A 17,199-nucleotide genomic window follows, 5' to 3' on the forward strand; every position below is an offset into this window, starting at 1 on the left:
ATGCTCAGCTCACGACGCACATGGATGGGAGCCGGGAGTGCAGCGGTGCTCGCGGCAGGGTTGGCGGCCGGCGGGGTCGCCGCGGGTGGTGACAGCGTCGACCGCGGACGCGGCAACGACCGCGCGGTGGCCAAGAACGTGATCTTCATGGTCGGCGACGGCCTGAGCATCGCGGCCAGGGAGGCCACCCGGCTCGCGACCGTCGGGCAGGACGGGCAGCTGGAGATGGACTCGCTGCGGTACGCGGGGTGGACGCACACCGACTCCGCCGACCCGGACGAGGCGGTGACCGACTCCGCCGCGGGCGCCACGGCGTTCGCCGCGGGCGTGCGTACGTACAACGGGGCGGTGTCGGTCGACGTCGACGGCGCCCCGGTGAAGACCCTGCTGGAGTACGCGAACGACCTGCGCAAGGCGACGGGACTGGTCTCGACGGCCCAGGTCACGGACGCGACCCCCGCGGCGTTCGGCTCCCACGTGCCCGACCGGGGCGCCCAGAGCGAGATCGCGCGGCAGTTCATCGAGGTCACCAAACCGGACGTCATCCTCGGTGGCGGCGAGGACTGGTGGTACCCGGTGGGCGACCCGGGGGCGTACCCGGACGACCCGGCGGACCCGCGTCCCGAGGTGAGCAAGAGCACGATCGGCAACCTGGTCCAGCTGGCCGAGGGAGCGGGCTACGACTACGTGAGCACCCCGGCGGAGCTGGCGGCGACGGACTCCGACAAGATCCTCGGGCTGTTCGCCAACGAGGAGATGTTCGAGCAGTTCCCCGAGGGCCAGGGCGACGAGTACGCCCCGGTGGTGCCGCTCACGGACATGACGGCGAAGGCGCTCGACGTGCTCTCCCAGGACCGGCGGGGCTTCTTCCTGCTGGTCGAGGAGGAGGCCATCGACGAGATGGAGCACGCCAACAACGCCGCTCTCACGCTGAAGGCCGGTCAGGCGCTGGACGCCACGGTGGCCCTGGTCCGGGAGTTCGCCGCGTCGCACCCCGGCACGCTGGTCGTCGTCGTCGGTGACCACGAGACCGGTGGGCTGGCCATCGAGAACGTGTCGTCGACCGACGAGTCGGGCGACCCGGCCAGCACCGTCCCCGGCGTCCTCCAGAGCCTGGAGGACGGTCCGTTCCCGATCGCGAACAGCGACCTGCAGTTCACGATCGACTGGACGACCGGCGGGCACACGGGCGCCGCGACGCCGCTGACCGCCGAGGGCCCGGGGGCCGAGCGGCTGGCGCGGTCGCAGGACAACACCGACGTGTTCACGGTGGTCCTGGACGCGATGCGCGGCCGGCGGTGACGCGCGACGAGGGCGGCCGAGAGGGCCGCCCTCGTCGTCCGGCTCGTCAGGAGCGCAGGAACTCCAGCAGGTCCGCGTTGATCGTCGCGGCCTCGGTGGTCGGCATGCCGTGCGGGAACCCGGGGTAGGTCTTCAGGGTCCCGTTCTGGAGCAGCTGCGCCGACAGGGGTGCGGAGTCGGCGTACGGGACCACCTGGTCGTCGTCGCCGTGCATGACCAGGACCGGGACCGTGATCGCCTTCAGGTCCTCGGTGAAGTCGGTCTGCGAGAACGCGACGATGCCGTCGTAGTGCGCCTTGGCGCCGCCCATCATCCCCTGGCGCCACCAGTTCTCGATGATCGCCTCGGACGGGTCGCGGCCGGGCCGGTTGAAGCCGTAGAACTCGGTGGCGGCCAGGGCCCGGTAGAAGTTCGACCGGTTGGTGGCCACCTGCTCCTGCAGCCCGTCGAACACGGCCTTCGGCAGGCCGCCCGGGTTGGCGTCGGTCTGCACCATGATCGGCGGCACCGCGCTGATCAGCACCGCCTTGGCGACCCGGCTCTCGCCGTGGCGGGCGATGTAGTGCACGACCTCGCCGCCGCCGGTCGAGTGGCCGATGTGGACGGCGTCGTGCAGGTCGAGGTGCTCGGTCAGGGCGGCCAGGTCGTCGGCGTAGTGGTCCATGTCGTGGCCGTCGCTGGTCTGGGTGGACCGGCCGTGGCCGCGGCGGTCGTGCGCGATGACGCGGTAGCCGTGCTGGAGGAAGAAGAGCAGCTGGGTGTCCCAGTCGTCGGCAGAGAGCGGCCAGCCGTGGCTGAAGACGAGCGGCTGACCCGACCCCCAGTCCTTGTAGAAGATCTCGGTGCCGTCGGTCGTCGTGATCGTGCCCATGGGTGACCCTCCGGGAGTACGGAATCGGTCATCCGAGACTAAGCGGGCAGCGACTGGTTGCCTAGGTCACCCGCTGCCGGACCAGCTCCACGATGCGGCCGGCGTTCAGCGTCCAGCCGACGCCGAACACGCGCGGGCTGATCACGTGGGCGCCCTCCGGGTCCCACATGCGCTCCTTGAACCGCGCCATCGTCGGCACCCGGAAGTCGTAGGGGACGAACCCGACCACCTGGCCGTGCCACTCGCGCTCCTCGGCGGGTAGCCGCAGCTCCTTGACGACGGCCGCGACGGCCAGCGCCAGGGTGATCAGGCGGATGACCTTCTGGAGGTCGAGCCCGCTGCTGTCCTCGTCGTGCGATGCCATGTCGACTCCCTCGTAGGACCTGCCCTGATCAGTGCACGTTCTCGAGCACCTCGCGCAGCCGCGCGGCGAACGCCTCCGGCTGGCCCGGCTGGCCGTACTCGTCGCCGAGGAACCCGCCGTGGTTGCTGGGGAAGACGGCGAGCTCCTGGTCGAGCTCGTCGGCGAGCGCGGAGGAGGTCCGCCAGGTGAGCGTGCCCGTGCTCTCGATACCGGCGGCGACGACCACCCGCGTGGCCGCGGCGGTGAGCGCGGGGACGTCCGGCTGGTAGGCGGTGATCGCGTTGGAGACGCCGGACAGCAGCGGGTCGCCGCGGTTCCCGTCGTCGCCGGTCGGCAGACCGAAGGCGGCCGGGTCCGGCAGCTCGGCGCCGAAGTCGTCGGTGAGCTCGCCCTCCCAGGACGTCAGCGCGATGAACGCCGCCATCCCGGCTCCCCAGCCGCGCTGGTGGTAGGCGTCCTGCACCCGCTTCTCCGCGGCGAACGCCTCCTGCGCATCCGGGAGGACGCCCAGCAGGGGCGGCTCGTGCGCGACGAACGTGCGGACGTCGTCGGGGTGCGCGGAGACGAGGTGCAACCCGGTGACCGCGCCCCCGCTGCTGCCGAGGAGGTCGACGGTCCCGCCGAGCTCGGCGATCAGCCGGTGCAGGTCGTCGGCCTGCTGCTGGGGTGTGTTCGCGGTCTCGCCGTCGGTGCGGGTGCTCCGGCCGAGGCCGCGCGGGTCGTACGTGACCACGGTCCGGTCCAGGAAGTACGACGCGAGTGTGCCGAAGCCGGACGCGTCCATGGGCTGGGCGATGAACAGGAGCGGCGGGCGGCCGTCAGCCGGCGGGAGGGGGCCGCGGACGTCGTAGGTGAGTGTCGCCCCGGGGACGTCCAGGGTGCGGGTGGTGGCGGTCGTCATCTGATCCTCCGGGTGCGGTCGAGGCCCCTGCCAGTATCGGGGCCTCGACCACGTCCGGTCGAGTGTCAGGGCAGCAGCAGCCGCACCGCCTGGGTGGTTCCGGTGCTGCTCAGCGACCATGTGCCGTCGTCCGTCGGGCTCAGGGTCCAGGTGCCGCACCCGGTGCGGACGAGCCGGAGGTCCGTGCCGAGGCAACCGCCCCGCTCGGTGGTGCGCACGGTGTACCCGGCGGTCCCGGCCACCGGCTCGAGGACCCACGTCTGACGGGCGCGCTCGTCGCGCGGCCGGAACGTCACCGCACCCGCGTGCGCGCGCGGCGCGGTGAGGGTCGTCTGGTCCGTCGGGTCGGCCAGCAGCACCTCGCCGACGGGCTCGAACCGGAACTGCTGGTCCGCGCCGCCGGTCGGGGAGCTGATCGCGAGGTTGCTGCCCGCGACGGGACCGCCCTGGACCGTCCACACCCGGTTGCCGGGCAGGATGCTGGCCACGGTGGTCCAGCCGTCGCCCGCGGCGGAGAAGCTCCAGCGCTGGCAGTCGTTGTTCGGCAGGAACCCGAGCCAGCCCCACTGGGCCACGTTGCCACCGTCGACGTTGGCGCACGCACCGACCTCGGCCACGTTGTTGCTGAACCGGTTGAGGATCCGGGTGCCGTTCCCGCGGTCGGACAGCTGCCACTGCTGGCAGGTGTTGTCCAGGTCGGTCCACAGGGCGATGTTGGCGCCCTCGTAGCCACAGCCGGCGTTCTCGACCACCGCGGTGCCGTCGCGCGGGGCGATCTGCACGAAGGGGTCGCCGTGGCCGATCGAGCGGCTCGGATTGATCGGGTCGCTGATCACCGGCCACCCGTCGCGCCCCCAGGTGAGCTTCCGGACGTGCAGGCGGGGAGCGCCGCCGTCCGTCGCGTCGTAGTAGTGGTTGACGAAGTACCCGGAGCGGCCGTTCTTGTCCATCAGGAGGTCACCGCCACCGGCACCGACGAACTCGTTGTAGCCGCGCAGGATCTCCGTGCCGCCCTTGGCGTCGAGCAGCGGCACGCCGTCGGCGTCGAGGTAGGGGCCGGTCAGGCTGGGGGAGCGGCCGACGATGGTCCGGTAGTCGCTCTCCACGCTGCGGCAGCAGTAGTCCCAGGACACGAACAGGTAGTAGTAGCCGTCGTGGAACGCGATCGTCGGGTTCTCCTCGGCGTTCGGCGCGAACTGGCGGCGGGCGATCGCGACGGGCTCCTCGCCGGCGACCGGCGTGCCGGTCGTGGCGTCGAGCGGCACGAGGTGGATGCCGGAGAAGAACGAGCCGAACGAGAGCCAGGTCCCGCCGTCGGCGTCGGTGACCACGTTCGGGTCGATGGCGTTGAACGTGTCGACGCCCGGCTGCGAGCGGACCACGAGGCCCTGGTCCTCCCACTGCGGGTGCGCCAGCGACGGCGACGTGAGCAGGCCGATCACGGAGTTGTTGGTGCCGAACTGCGAGACCGCGTAGTACAGCCGCCACTCGGTCCCGGACCAGCTGAGGTCGGGCGCCCAGGCGTCGCGCGGTGCCTCGGTCACGCCGAGCGACTCGAGCACCCAGGCCGGCAGCTCGGTAAGGACCGGTCCCAGCTCCTCCCAGTGCACCAGGTCACGGGAGCGCTTGAGCGCGAGGTACGTGTCGTCGAAGGCCGCGTCGCCGGTGATGGCGACGTAGTACCAGCCCTTCTCCTTGACCATCGTCGGGTCGTGCGCGATGGGGTCGACCGGGCGGGTGGCCGGCGCCGGCGCGTGCCCGCCCGCGGTCGCCGCGGTGGCGGGGGCGACCAGCCCGAGCAGCGCGGCGATCACCAGCAGGACCAGGGACAGGGGGGTGCGTCTCATCGGGATTCCTTGTCTTCCACATCGTCGTGGGGGGCGGCCGCGCTCATCCTGGCACCGTTCTACAACGATGTACAGATGTCCGGAATGCCGACCTGAGGTCGCTCCGCTCACTCGAGGAGCGGCACCGCGATCCCCTCACCGGTGCGCAGCAGGCTGGCACGCATGACGGCCTGCGTCCCGAACCGGAGCGCGACCGCGTCCACGGCCTCGTCGAGCCCGCCGTGGTCGGGGTGGTCCAGCGGCAGCGCGAGCTGCACGAACTCGTCCGACGAGAGCCCGGTGAGCGCGACGCCCACCAGGGTGATCCCGCGCTCGCGGATCAGCGGCGCGGCGGCGGCCAGGAGCCCCAGGGCGGCTGCGGCGATGTCCTCCGAGGAGTCGGTGCCGGTGGCGAACGAGCGTGACCGGGTCGCTTTGGTGTAGTCCTCGAACCGCAGCCGGAGCATCACGGTCCGCGCGATCCGGTCGGCCTTGCGCATCCGCCTGCCCACCCGGTCGACGAGCCCCAGCAGGGCCGCCCGGACGAATGCGGGATCGTGCGGACCGTGCCCGATCGCCCGCTGCGCCCCGATCGACCCGCGCGACTGACCCACCACCACGCGCGCGGGGGTCAGGCCGTGCACCACCGCGTACAGGTGCGCACCGGCGGCCGGACCGAGCGTGCCGGTGAGCACGGAGCGGGGGAGCGCGGCGACGTCGCCGGCGGTGAACATCCCGTACGCGTGCAGCTTCGCGGCGGTCACCGCACCGACGCCCCACAGGAGCTCGACCGGCAGCGGGTGCAGGAACGACTCCTCGTCGGCCGGCAGGACCAGCAGCAACCCGTCCGGCTTGGCCACGCGTGAGGCCACCTTGGCCAGGAACGGCGTCCGCGCCACCCCGACCGTGATGGGGAGCCCGACGACGTCCTTGACCTGGGCGCGCAGCCGGGCGCCGATGTCGACGGGCGCCACGTCGATCCGGTGCAGGCCGGCCACGTCGAGGAACGCCTCGTCGATGGAGACGCCCTGGACCATCGGGGTGGTCTGCCGGAACAGCTCGAACACCGCCTTGCTCGCCTCGACGTAGGCGTCGAACCGCGGCCGCACGATGATGAGGTCCGGGCACAGCGCACGCGCCTGGCGGCCTCCCATGGCCGTCTTCACGCCGCGGCGCTTGGCCTCGTACGAGCAGGCCAGCACGACGCCGCCGCCGACGGCGATCGGACGGTTGCGCAGGCGGGGGTCGTCGCGCTGCTCGACGGAGGCGTAGAACGCGTCGAGGTCGGCATGCAGGATCGTGGAGCGCACGAACACATGTTCGAACGTACCTCTGACACTAGGGTCGCGTCATGCACCGGATCATGCTCCGCGAGGTCATCATCGACGCCCCCGCGAAGGATGTCGACGCGGTCACCACGTTCTGGGCAGGGGCCCTCGCAGCGACGCCGCACCCCGTCCCGGACGAGCCCTTCACCGCGCTGCGGGACGCCGCCTCGCTGCCGCACGTGGCGACGCAGGACATCGGCGACGACCCGACCCCGCGCTTCCACCTCGACATCGAGACGGACGACCTCGAGGCGGAGATCGCGCGGCTGGAGGGGCTCGGTGCCACGGTGCGGACGCGCCACGCGGACTACGCCGTCATGGTGGACCCCGTCGGCCTGCTGTTCTGCCTGCTGCCGCCGGTCTCCGCCGAGTTCGAGACCCGCTCGAAGACGGTCTGACCAGACGTTCACCCGAAAGGCGTAGCCAGGACGGGCCGCTCGGAGCATGATCGCTCGGGGCGGACAATTCGGCCCGAAGCGGACCGGGCCGGGGGTGGCACCGCATGGGCGAGCCTGATGAACGACCGCAGCCCGTCGACGTCCGCCTCCTGCGCACCCGCGACCTGATCGACCTGCGGCTCGAGGCGCCCGGCTGCACGATCGAGCCCACCGACGGGGGCGCGGAGCTCGTCGCCGGCCCCGACGCCTCGCTCGTGGTGCACTTCCCGCCGCAGCACCTGGGCGAGCAGATCTGGGACGCGGGAGCTCCGCCACCGCCCCCACCTGTGCCGGGGAGCCCGTCGCGCCACGTCGTGTCCGGCCCGACCCGGCTCGTCTACGCGGTCCCCGAGGGCACCCGGATCGGCTACACCCTCGAGGGCGTGCTGGGGGCGCTGCCGGGGCTGACGCTGCGGGTGTCCCCGCTCGCGACACCGGCGGGCGAGACGACCCCCGACGAGCGCAGCGCCGAGCCCCCGACCGACCTCGAGACGGCGATCGAGGCGCCGTACCACCTGGTCGTCTCGCCGAGCGAGCGCGGCGCGTTCCGGCACTCGGCCGTCGCGATCGGGCCGTACGACCGGGCCGAGCTGTGGCGGACGCACCTGACCGTGCGCCGTGCGGACGGCTCGCTCGACGACACCGACCCGGACCAGCGCGTCGTCCGCGCCCTGTGGAACCGCGACTCCGACGTGCTGCCGCCGCTGTTCGAGCAGCCGCTCACCACGTTCGACCGGGACGCGTTCGTCGAGCAGACGCACGGCGGCCGCCGGCGCAACGCCGACAAGCCGTTGATGGTCAGCAACCTCGCGCTGTCCAGCCTGGGCGCCTGGTTCGACTGGAGACAGTCCTGGGACCTCCCCGCCGACGTCGTGGACTACCGCCACCAGGCGTTCATGGGCCGCGACGGGTACGTGCGCGTGGCGTACCCGGGGTTCCTCTTCCCGTTCGGCCACCGCTGCTACCTGGTGAAGGTGACGGAGCGCGAGATCAAGCACCGGGCAACGCCGGTCGCGTACCTGTGGCAGCGCTGGTTCATCCTGGTCCGCCAGCCCACCCGCACCTACCCCTCGGGCGACCGCGACAACCCGTTCGGCCAGGTCACCGTCAGCCCGCTCGTGACCCCGGACATCGACAAGCCACCGGGCGACTCGGAGCCGTTCGTCCCCACCCGCAACACCATCCCGTTCCCGTTCACGCTCACCACCGTCGACCGGGGCGGCGAGACGCGGACGTGGTCCGCACCGCTGGTCTTCGTGCGCGCGGGCGCGGACGGGGACCAGGTGTTCGTCCACCACCCCGACCACGCGTCGTCGGCGTACCTCCCGGTGCGGCAGATCCAGGGGCGCGGGCAGACCCTGGCCCTCGCGAAGCCGGTCAAGGCGGGGGACACCTCGGTCGAGGCGGGGCACCTGATCTTCGACGGGATGATCGACACCGAGAGCGTCACCAGCCGGCCGTTCCTCACCGAGCTGCGGGCGGTGGTGCCGTCGATGCGGCACCTGTCCCCGCAGGCACCGGCCGTCGACCTCGTCTACGCCAAGCCGTACCTGCTGCACGGGCTGCCGGCCAGGGCGCTCGATGCCAAGCCGGTCCCCGGAGCGCCCAACGCGGGCGAGCTGGTCCTGGCCCTGAAGAGCCTGCCGGCCGCGGTCGACTTCAGCTCCGGGTCCGACCGGGCCGGCGGGTTCGTCGCCCCCAACCTGTCGGTGCAGGGCATCTCGCGCGCGCTGGGGGCCATCGGCGAGTCCGGCAAGGGTCCGTCGCCGTTCGACGCCGGCGCCTTCGACCCGGCGACCTTCCTGTCCGGCGCGCTGCCCAAGCTGTTCGGGTTGTTCAGCCTCACGGAGCTGCTCGAGGTCGCCGGGTTCGACGAGGCACCCGCGTTCGTGTCCGACGCCCTCGACGCCGTCACCAAGCTGCTCACGGAGGCGCGGCGGCTGAGGACCGCCCTCGCCGACGCGCAGGCACGCCTCGCCGCGGAGGTCGCGGCCGCGGCGCACGGCGGCGCGCAGGCCGTGGCGCAGCAGGCCAAGGACGCGCTCGACGCGCGGGTGGGCGCCACGTCGGCGCACCTCGACGCCCTGGTCTCCGCGGTGCAGGGGCTCCCGGGCACCCCCGAGGCGGTCAGCTCCGCGGCAGTCACGCTCGCGGCCGACCTCCAGCCGCTGCTCGACGCGATCGGGCTGCCCGGGTTCCCCGCCGCCGTCCGCTCCTCGCTGGCCACCCCGGTGCAGACCCTGCGGACGCTCACGGACCTGGCCAAGGACGCCGCCGGGCTCGCGCAGCTGCTGGAGGGCGTCGTCGGCGGGCAGGTGACTGCGCGGCTGTCCTGGCGACCGACGATCAAGGCCTGGGGGCTGCTGCCGACCGCCCCGGAGATCTTCAAGCCCAAGCCGGACTCGCTGCACATCGACGTCGAGGTCCGGGCGTCGGCCAGCGCACCGCCCGCGGTCGACGTCGTCGCGGAGATCGTCGACTTCGACCTCAACCTCGTCGGCAACGGTGACACCGCGCTGATGAAGCTGATGTTCCGGCGGATCGGGTTCCACGCGGGCTCGTCGGGCAAGCCGGAGGTCGACGTCGTCTTCGGGGGGATGGGGTTCCTCGGGCCGCTCGCGTTCGTCGACCGGCTGCGGGAGCTCATCCCCTTCGACGGGTTCTCCGACCCGCCCTACGTCGACGTGGCCCCGGACGGGGTGACGGCCGGGTTCGACCTCACGCTGCCCAACGTGTCGGTCGGCGTGTTCAGCCTGGAGAACATCGCGCTGGGCGCCGACGCGCGGATCCCGTTCCTCGGCGACGCGATGACCGTCGGGTTCCACTTCTGCTCCAAGGACGCGCCGTTCCGGCTGACCGTGATGTGCGTCGGGGGCGGGGGCTGGCTCTCGCTGCGGGCGGCACCCAAGGGGTTGGTGCTCCTGGAGCTGGGGCTCGAGGCGTGCGCGTCGCTGTCGGTCGACCTCGGCGTCGCGTCCGGCTCCGTGTCGATCGCCGTGGGCGTCTACCTGCGGCTCGAGGCGGACAAGGGACTGTTCACCGCGTACTTCCGGATCCGCGGCGAGGTCGACGTGCTCGGCCTGATCAGCGCGTCGATCACCCTCGAGCTGTCGCTGACGTACCACTTCCAGACCGGCAAGCTCATCGGCCGCGCCTCGCTGGTGGTGGAGATCGAGATCCTGTTCTTCTCGGCCTCCGTGGAGATCTCCGTGGAGCGCAAGCTGGCGGGCTCCAAGGGCGACCCGACGATGTACCAGGTGATGCCGCCCGTCGGCGGCATGAACGCCGACTGGGCCCTCTACTGCGACGCGTTCGCGCCGGTTCCGGCCTGAGCCAGGAGACCCGATGCCCACCACTCTGCTGGCGACCGCGCTGCCGCACTCGCTGGCCGACGACGCCCCGTTCCAGCTCACCGTCTTCCTCACCCACAAGCTGGTCGGCGGCGCGCTGCTGTCCGACTTCCCGGCCGCGGCCGACTGGCCGGCGACCCTGGCGGGCTGCACGTTCACGCTGAGCACGTCGCTCGGGACCACGCTGCCGTTGCGCGTCGTCTCGGTCGCCGACTCGGCGTCCTGGGTGGCCGTGCTGGCGCCCGGCACCCCGGTCGACGGGTTCCCGAACCCGGTGCTGTCCGACGAGACGTGGCGATCCAACCCCGCGAGCCGGCTGAGCGACCACGCGGTGGACCTGCACGTCGCGGCGATGACCTCGGCACCCACCCGTCGGCCCGGGCTCGAGGGCGATCCGGTGGCGGGCGGGCTGCTGCGGACGCTGGCCGACCTCGACCAGGGCGGACCCCTGTGGCAGCTGCTCGAGGACGCTCCCGGGCGGGCGCGTCGGGCGCTCCAGGTGCCGGCGAAGCGGCTGCGGGACGCGCTGACCACCCTCGGCCCGCTCACCGAGCCCGACGACCTCGACCCGGAGCGCGGGCACGGCCGGGAGATCCCCCCGCTGCCCGACTACCAGTCGGAGATCACCGACCGGCCGTCGCCGGTGCAGGTGCTGCTGGACGACCCGGAGGGGGACACCCGGGTGACGCGGCAGCTGGACGCGCTGCTCGGGCAGGACGTGTCCGCCGACCCGCAGCTCCAGCTGGTGGTCGACGCCCACGCGATGCGGCGGTACTACGAGCGTCCGGAGCAGCCGCAGCAGACGCCGCGCCGCGAGCCCGACCCGGCGGCGCCGCCCACCCCGCGACCGGACCGGCCCGAGCACGACGTGCACGCGCGGCTTGCGCAGCTGGGGGCGACGCCGGCGCTGCTGCGCCGGCTGGGGCTGGCGGTCGACGTGGTGCTGGACGGCGTCGACGCCGCCGGCGCACGCGCGGCGCTCGCGGGCGCCACGTGGGTGAGCATCACGGTGACCTCGCCCGACGCCGACCTGGAGGTGCTGCCTCCTCGCAAGACCGCGGTGGTCGTCGATGCAGGTGTGTTCGCCGCCCGGTCGAGCGCCGCGTGGGTGGGCGGAGCGCTGCCCCTCGGTGACGACGAGTGGGTGGTGCTCGACGTCGACCCGGACGCGTCCGGTCTCAAGCTCGACCAGCACGCGCGCAACCTGGTCCGGCAGTACGCCGGCGAGGCCAACGGCGACCCGGCGACGTCCGCCCCGGGCACCCTGCGCTCCACCGGCTTCGCGCTCGCCCGTCGGGAACGCGCCGCCCAGCTGCGTGCGCGCGTCCAGGAGGCGGAGGCGCTCGCGGTCGACGACGGCACGCGCGAGCTGCTCCTGGACGACCTGGTGCGCGGCATCCGGGTCGAGGTGTGGGACGACGTGACCAAGGAGTGGCACAGCCTGCACCGGCGCCGCGTCACGGTCACCGGGGAGCCGAGCGGGGTGCCGGTCGTCACGGACGAGCCGGACGTCGGGTTCCTCCAGCTGTCGGCGCTGAACCAGGGCGCGCCCGGGGTCGGCTACTACCTGCACGAGGTCGTGGCCGGCTGGGACGGGTGGAGCCTGTCCGCGCCGCGGCCCGGCCTGACGATCGTGCACGTCGAGCCGCCCGGCCCGGACGGCGCCACCGAGGCCGTCGTCGAGACGGTTCCGGACGAGCCGGTCGACGGCGCGCACACGACGTCGCGCGTGGAGCCGCGGTCGCTGCCGCGGCTGCGGTACGGCACCTCCTACAGCTTCCGGGTGCTGGCCGTGGACCTGGCGGGGAACTCGGTCCCGCAGGTCCCGCCGCGGCGTCGGCGTCCGTTCGAGCCCGACGCGCGGGGGATCGAGGCGGCGCGCACCCACCTCGACCGGCTGCGCGGCCGGTACACCGAACGAGACCGCGCCGGGATCGCCGCGGCCCGCCGGGAGGCGGTGATCGCGCACCTGCGCACCGCCGAGCGGGGCACCGCGGGGTTGCCCGAGGAGCTGCTGTCCGGGGACGCGCACATCGACGCGACGCTCGAGAACCTGGTGGCCCGGGCGTCGACGCCGCAGGAGGTGGCGCCTGCCCAGCGTCTGTTCGACGACGTGGTCGCCGCGTCGCGCATCCTGGCCGAGTCCCGCGAGACGCTGCGGGTGCGGCCGCAGCTGCGGATCGAGGCGGGGGACTTCGCCGGCCTTGCCCGCAACGACGACCTCGCGTGGCCCGACCAGCTCCGGCTGCTCGCCCGGTCCGTCGTGACCACGCCGCGTCCGTACCTGCGGTGGGAGCCGGTCCCCGCGCCCGCGCTGGTGGCGCGCGTGGCGCTGACCCCGGGGGAGCAGCCGGCGCACCTCGTGGTGCGCAGCGGCGTGCCGGACGCTGCGGCCACCGCCGAGCGGCACGTGGCACCGCCCAAGGCCACGCAGCTGGAGGCGGAGGCGGCGGGGAAGTTCGACGCCGCGATCGGCACCGGCGACGCCGCCGAGATCCGCCGGCTGTACGCCGTGGCGCTCGCCGAGCGGGGCACGCTGCTCGACCAGCACGTGCCGAGCCTCACCGACCCCCACGCGACGCACGAGCAGCAGGGGATCGCGCTCGTCGACCGGCCGGGGGCCGACACGGGGTCGGTGCACCGGGCGACGCTGCCGGACATCACCGCGGACCGCGGGCGCCCGATCGGCGAGGGGCAGTACGTCGTGCACGACACCGACGCGCTACGCCTGCCGTACCTGCCGGACCCGTACGCGACCGGTGTGTCGCTGGTGTTCTACGAGGCCGGCACTCCGCACGCGCTGCCGGAGCCGCGCGCGCTCCAGGCGGTCACCGTGCCCTACCCCGGAGCATGGCCGTCGCTGCAACCGCTGCGGATCGTCGTGGAGCCCGGCGCGGTGCTCGGCGCCCACGTGGTCGGGCACGAGGTGCGAGTCGCGGTCCCGCCCGGCGAGCAGGTGCGGGTGGCCGTCTCGAGCACGCTGGACCCGGTCGACCTGGAGAGGTTCGGGCTGTGGCGGTCGCACCTGGCCAGCGTCGTCGACCCCGCCGACGGCTACACCACCGACGAGGTGGTCGCCGCGGCGGCCCTGATGCGCGCGGCGTCGTCCGGCTGGACCTGGTGGCTCACGCCGTCGGTCGACGTCCGGCTGGTGCACGCGGTGCCGGTGCCCGTGCGACCACCGTCGCTCAGGGTGCTGGACCTGTTCCTGCGCCCGCCCGGCCGCGCGGTCGCGGCGTTCAGCGGGCTGGTCGACGTGCACGGGTCCAGCACGGACCTGCTCGTCGTGACCGCGTCTTGGACCGAGCAGGTGGACGACGTGTCGGCCGCGGGGCCGCAGGTGGCGTCGAAGTCCGACGTCGTCGTGCGCTCGCCCGTCGGGGAACGGGAGAGCACCGGAGCGCTGTTCCTCTACGACTTCCAGCCCACGGGTGCGCTCGCGCAGGCGCTCGGCGGGATCGGGTTCCACCGGATGCTGCAGACCTTCGAGGACACCCACTACCGGCGCGTGACGTACGTGCCGAGCGGGTCCACCCGGTACGCCGAGTTCTTCGACCCCTCCCAGGTCCCGGCGGAGCCGCCCACCGGCGAGCCCGTGGTGATCGACGTCCCCTCGTCGGCGCGGCCCGCCGCCCCGGTGGTGCTCGACGCGGTGCCGCTGCTGCGCTGGGAGCAGGGCACAGAGCCGGACGACCCGTTCGCGTGGCGGCAGGTCCGGCGCTCCGGCGTGCGGGTCTGGCTGGCGCGGCCGTGGTTCTCGTCGGGCGACGGCGAGCTGCTCGGCGTGCTGGTGTTCGACACCGACGAGTGGGAGCAGGCTCCGGACGGGACCTGGTCGCGGAAGCCGAAGGCTCAGCAGGCCCCCGACGGCGCGACGAGCCTGTGGGCAGCGGACCCGATCGCCCAGCACGGGGGGCCCACGAGCAACCCGACCGTCCCGCCGCTGCTCACGTTCGACCAGCTGCTGCTGGACGCCCTCGAGACCGGTGCCGCCGAGAGCGTCGACATCCGCCCGCCGCTGCACGGCGAGGTCCTCGGTGGGCGCGAGCGGGGGTGGCCGGACGCACCTGGCAACCCGGTCGCCGTGGCCGCCGCGGTGCCGCTGCGCGACGTGCGCGGACGCCCGGCGGTCCGGGTGCTGGGCTACCGCCCGGAGTACGACGAGGCGTCGGGCCGCTGGTTCGTCGACGTCGCGATCCAGGAGACCCCCGCGCTGTGGCCGTTCGTGCGCCTGGCCGTCGCGCGGTACCAGCCGCACTCGATCGAGGGGTGCTCGCTGTCACCCGTGGCGCTCACCAGCTGGGTGCAGCCGCTGCCCACCCGCACCCTGACGGTCGGCCGCCCGGACCCGCGGCACGTCCAGGTGACGCTCACCGGCGTCGTCAGCTGGCTGCGCTTCGACCCGCACGGTGCGCCTGGGCTCGCGGGGGAGCAGCTCAGCGCGGACAGCCCCACCGGCGACGCCGCCGTGCGCGCGTCGCGGCTCCAGCAGTCGCGCACGGTGCGTGCGACGGTGCAGAGCCGCGCCGCGGGAGCCGGCGACCTCGAGTGGGAGTCGTCGACCACGTCGGTGCTGCTGGCGGTGAGCGTCGAGGAGTCCGGCGGGTACCGCGCCACCTGGACCGGGTCGGTGCTCATCCCCGCGGGCGCAGCCTCGCCCGGTCTGCGGCGACCCGGGGGGTCGTCGGACGGGACGTGGCGCGTGCTCGTCGAGGAGCACGAGCTGCTGGACGCCGACGCGACCGTGCCCGGCGTCCCCGCGGCACCGGTGCCGCGGCTGGTCTACGCCGACTCGGTCTGGCTGTAGCGGTCAGTCGTAGAACGGGGGCAGGAGGTCCGTCGTGTCATCCGTGCGCTCGACCACGACGGTCCCGCACTCCTTCGCCTGTTCGCGTTCTGCTGCCAGTCGCCACCACGGTGCGTTCACGCTCCCGATGGTCCTCCCGTCGCCGTCTCGCCAGGTGGGACGTAAGGCCCGATCACTCCCAGACGTAGGCGGGTCGCAGCTCGGCCACGCTGCCCGGCCCGGCGAACTGCGCCGCGACCTCCTCGGCACGCTCCCGCGACGCGCAGTCGACCAGGAAGAACCCGGCCAGGTGCTCCTGCGTCTCGGCGTACGGCCCCTCGCTCGCCAGCGAGTCGCCGCTGCGCCAGCGGTACACCGTGGCCGACGCCGGGTCGGCGAGCGCCTCGGCGGACACCAGCTCCCCGCTCGCGGACAGCTCGGTGAGGAGCCCGTCGAACCGGCGGTCGGCGTCCTCGTGCTCGGCGACCGGTAGCGCGCGGCCCTCGTCGGTGAACCGGGACGTGGGGTGCGCCCAGGGCTTCGGGTTGGAGTGGATCAGGATGAGGTACTTCACGGTGAGCCTCCTGTCGGTGCGGTGCTGTCGGGGGGATGACGCGCGGGACGTCACGTTCTCGACACGTCCTCGTCGAGCCCGTCGTGCAGATCTCCGCACTCGACCTCGACGACGCCGTGCTGGACCAGGTAGGCGCGGGCGCCGCGATCGCCGTGCAGCGTGGCGGCCAGCGGTGCCCAGTGGTCGGCGCCGATGAGCACCGGATGACCGGGCCGGCCGTCGTACACCGCCTGCCGGAGATCTCCCGTGCGTGCCAGCAGCCTCGTGATCACGCTGGACGGGGTGCCCGGCAGGTCCACCAGGGTCACGACGGCCACATCGCCGGTGGCATGAGCCAGGCCGGTACGCAGCGACTCGCCGAGCCCGTCGGCCCACCGCTCCGCGACGACCGCGGTGACCCGCTCGTCGTCCGGCACGAGCGCCCGCGCCTCCTGCGCGGCCGCACCCAGGACGAGGACGACGCGCTCGCAGCCGCCGTCGAGCAGCAGCCTGGTGGCGTCCGCGAGCCAGGGGACCACCAGGGCCTTCGGGCCACCGCGCCGCGTGCCCGCACCCGCTGCGAGCACGATCCCGCAGAGGCTTGCGTCAGAGGGAGGCACGTCCCGTACGGTGCCAGTGCGCGAGTGCGGAGCGCTACCGGAGGGCGGCCTGGATGATCGACGACGGACCCGAGACGCGCGAACGACTCGCCACCGCGCTGCACGTCGCCCGGTGGGTCGACGAGGTCGCGTCGGGCTGCCCGTACCCCTCGGTCGACGCGCTCGTCGGCGTCGGCGACCTCGCGGCGCGGTCGTTGAGCCCCGCCGAGGTCGACGAGGCCCTGAGCGCGCACCCTCGGATCGGAGAGAGGTCGTCCGGGCTCTCCGCGGTCGAGCAGGCAGCGTCGACGACCGACGACCCCGCCCTGGTCGCCGCGATGGCCGATGGCAACCGGGCCTACGAGGAGCGCTTCGGCCGCATCTTCCTGATCCGCGCGGCCGGTCGGAGCAGGCCCGAGATCCTGGCCGAGCTCCATCGCCGGCTCCAGCTCACCGACGCGGCCGAGTCCGCCGAGGTCGCCGACCAGCTCCGGCAGATCGCGCTGCTGCGCCTGCGCACGGTGTTCGCGGCATGAGCGCGCTGACGACGCACGTGCTCGACACCGCCCTCGGTAGGCCCGCGGCCGGGGTGCCCGTGACGCTGGCTGCCTTCGACGCCGGCGCGTGGACCGAGCTGGCCTCCGGCCTCACCGACGACGACGGTCGCGCCCGGTCCCTCGGGCCCGATCGTGTGGCGCCCGGGCGGTACCGGTTCACGTTCGACACCGGTGCCTACTTCGCGGCGACCGGGCAGGTGGGGTTCCATCCCGAGGTGGTGGTGGTGTTCGACGTGGTGGATGACGGGCACTATCACGTGCCGCTGCTGCTGAGTCCGTTCGCGTACTCGACGTACCGGGGGAGCTAGGCGGGGTCGGCTGGCGC

The 17,199-nt window shown here is 73.5% G+C and carries 13 protein-coding genes; 6 read left to right on the plus strand and 7 right to left on the minus strand.

Going from position 1 to position 17,199, the window contains the following annotated elements; translation table 11 throughout:
* Positions 1-24: 24 nt before the first annotated feature.
* Positions 25-1,302 (plus strand): alkaline phosphatase, encoded by a 1,278-nt coding sequence (locus tag ACO06A_RS14825; protein WP_421732994.1) that lies wholly within the window; start codon positions 25-27, stop codon positions 1,300-1,302.
* 46 nt (positions 1,303-1,348) lie between these two features.
* Here ACO06A_RS14825 and ACO06A_RS14830 read toward each other — a convergent pair whose 3' ends face one another.
* The 5 genes from ACO06A_RS14830 to dinB form a co-directional block, all read right to left on the minus strand.
* Positions 1,349-2,173 carry an alpha/beta fold hydrolase gene (locus ACO06A_RS14830; RefSeq protein ID WP_421732995.1) on the minus strand — a complete coding sequence of 275 codons (825 nt, stop codon included), beginning with the start codon at positions 2,171-2,173 and terminating at the stop codon, positions 1,349-1,351.
* 61 nt (positions 2,174-2,234) lie between these two features.
* Positions 2,235-2,537, minus strand: a complete 303-nt coding sequence (locus tag ACO06A_RS14835; protein WP_421732996.1) for a DUF5808 domain-containing protein — start codon at positions 2,535-2,537, stop codon at positions 2,235-2,237.
* Between the two features lie 28 nt (positions 2,538-2,565).
* Positions 2,566-3,438, minus strand: a complete 873-nt coding sequence (locus ACO06A_RS14840; RefSeq protein ID WP_421732997.1) for an alpha/beta fold hydrolase — start codon at positions 3,436-3,438, stop codon at positions 2,566-2,568.
* 65 nt (positions 3,439-3,503) lie between these two features.
* Positions 3,504-5,285 (minus strand): family 43 glycosylhydrolase, encoded by a 1,782-nt coding sequence (locus ACO06A_RS14845; RefSeq protein WP_421732998.1) that lies wholly within the window; start codon positions 5,283-5,285, stop codon positions 3,504-3,506.
* Between the two features lie 107 nt (positions 5,286-5,392).
* Positions 5,393-6,574: a DNA polymerase IV gene (gene dinB, locus ACO06A_RS14850; protein ID WP_421732999.1), complete on the minus strand. Its 1,182-nt coding sequence runs from the start codon at positions 6,572-6,574 to the stop codon at positions 5,393-5,395.
* 41 nt (positions 6,575-6,615) lie between these two features.
* Here dinB and ACO06A_RS14855 point away from each other — a divergent pair, with 41 nt between their 5' ends.
* The 3 genes from ACO06A_RS14855 to ACO06A_RS14865 all read left to right on the plus strand — a co-directional run bounded on the left by ACO06A_RS14855 (position 6,616) and on the right by ACO06A_RS14865 (position 15,186).
* The gene (locus tag ACO06A_RS14855) at positions 6,616-6,990 is read left to right on the plus strand and encodes a VOC family protein (RefSeq protein WP_421733000.1); all 375 of its coding nucleotides are present in this window, start codon (positions 6,616-6,618) and stop codon (positions 6,988-6,990) included.
* A 104-nt stretch (positions 6,991-7,094) separates the two neighbouring features.
* Entirely contained in the window at positions 7,095-10,361 is a 3,267-nt protein-coding gene (locus ACO06A_RS14860) for a hypothetical protein (protein WP_421733001.1), read from the plus strand.
* A 13-nt stretch (positions 10,362-10,374) separates the two neighbouring features.
* Positions 10,375-15,186 (plus strand): hypothetical protein, encoded by a 4,812-nt coding sequence (locus tag ACO06A_RS14865; RefSeq protein ID WP_421733002.1) that lies wholly within the window; start codon positions 10,375-10,377, stop codon positions 15,184-15,186.
* A gap of 172 nt (positions 15,187-15,358) precedes the next feature.
* Here the strand turns inward: ACO06A_RS14865 and ACO06A_RS14870 are convergent, their stop codons facing one another.
* Complete coding sequence (locus ACO06A_RS14870) at positions 15,359-15,739, minus strand: YciI family protein (protein WP_421733003.1); 381 nt, start codon at positions 15,737-15,739, stop codon at positions 15,359-15,361.
* 50 nt (positions 15,740-15,789) lie between these two features.
* Positions 15,790-16,338 (minus strand): nucleotidyltransferase family protein, encoded by a 549-nt coding sequence (locus ACO06A_RS14875; RefSeq protein WP_421733004.1) that lies wholly within the window; start codon positions 16,336-16,338, stop codon positions 15,790-15,792.
* A gap of 53 nt (positions 16,339-16,391) precedes the next feature.
* On the opposite strand from ACO06A_RS14875, the gene ACO06A_RS14880 reads away from it, so the two are divergent.
* On the plus strand, positions 16,392-16,853 hold the full coding sequence (locus tag ACO06A_RS14880) for a 2-oxo-4-hydroxy-4-carboxy-5-ureidoimidazoline decarboxylase (protein ID WP_421733005.1): 462 nt from the start codon (positions 16,392-16,394) through the stop codon (positions 16,851-16,853).
* Positions 16,850-17,182: a hydroxyisourate hydrolase gene (gene uraH / locus ACO06A_RS14885; protein ID WP_421733006.1), complete on the plus strand. Its 333-nt coding sequence runs from the start codon at positions 16,850-16,852 to the stop codon at positions 17,180-17,182. The genes ACO06A_RS14880 and uraH overlap by 4 nt, the downstream gene beginning before the upstream one ends.
* Positions 17,183-17,199: the final 17 nt, after the last annotated feature.

It is taken from the genome of Cellulomonas sp. (assembly GCF_965229465.1).
Taxonomy (GTDB): domain Bacteria; phylum Actinomycetota; class Actinomycetes; order Actinomycetales; family Cellulomonadaceae; genus Cellulomonas.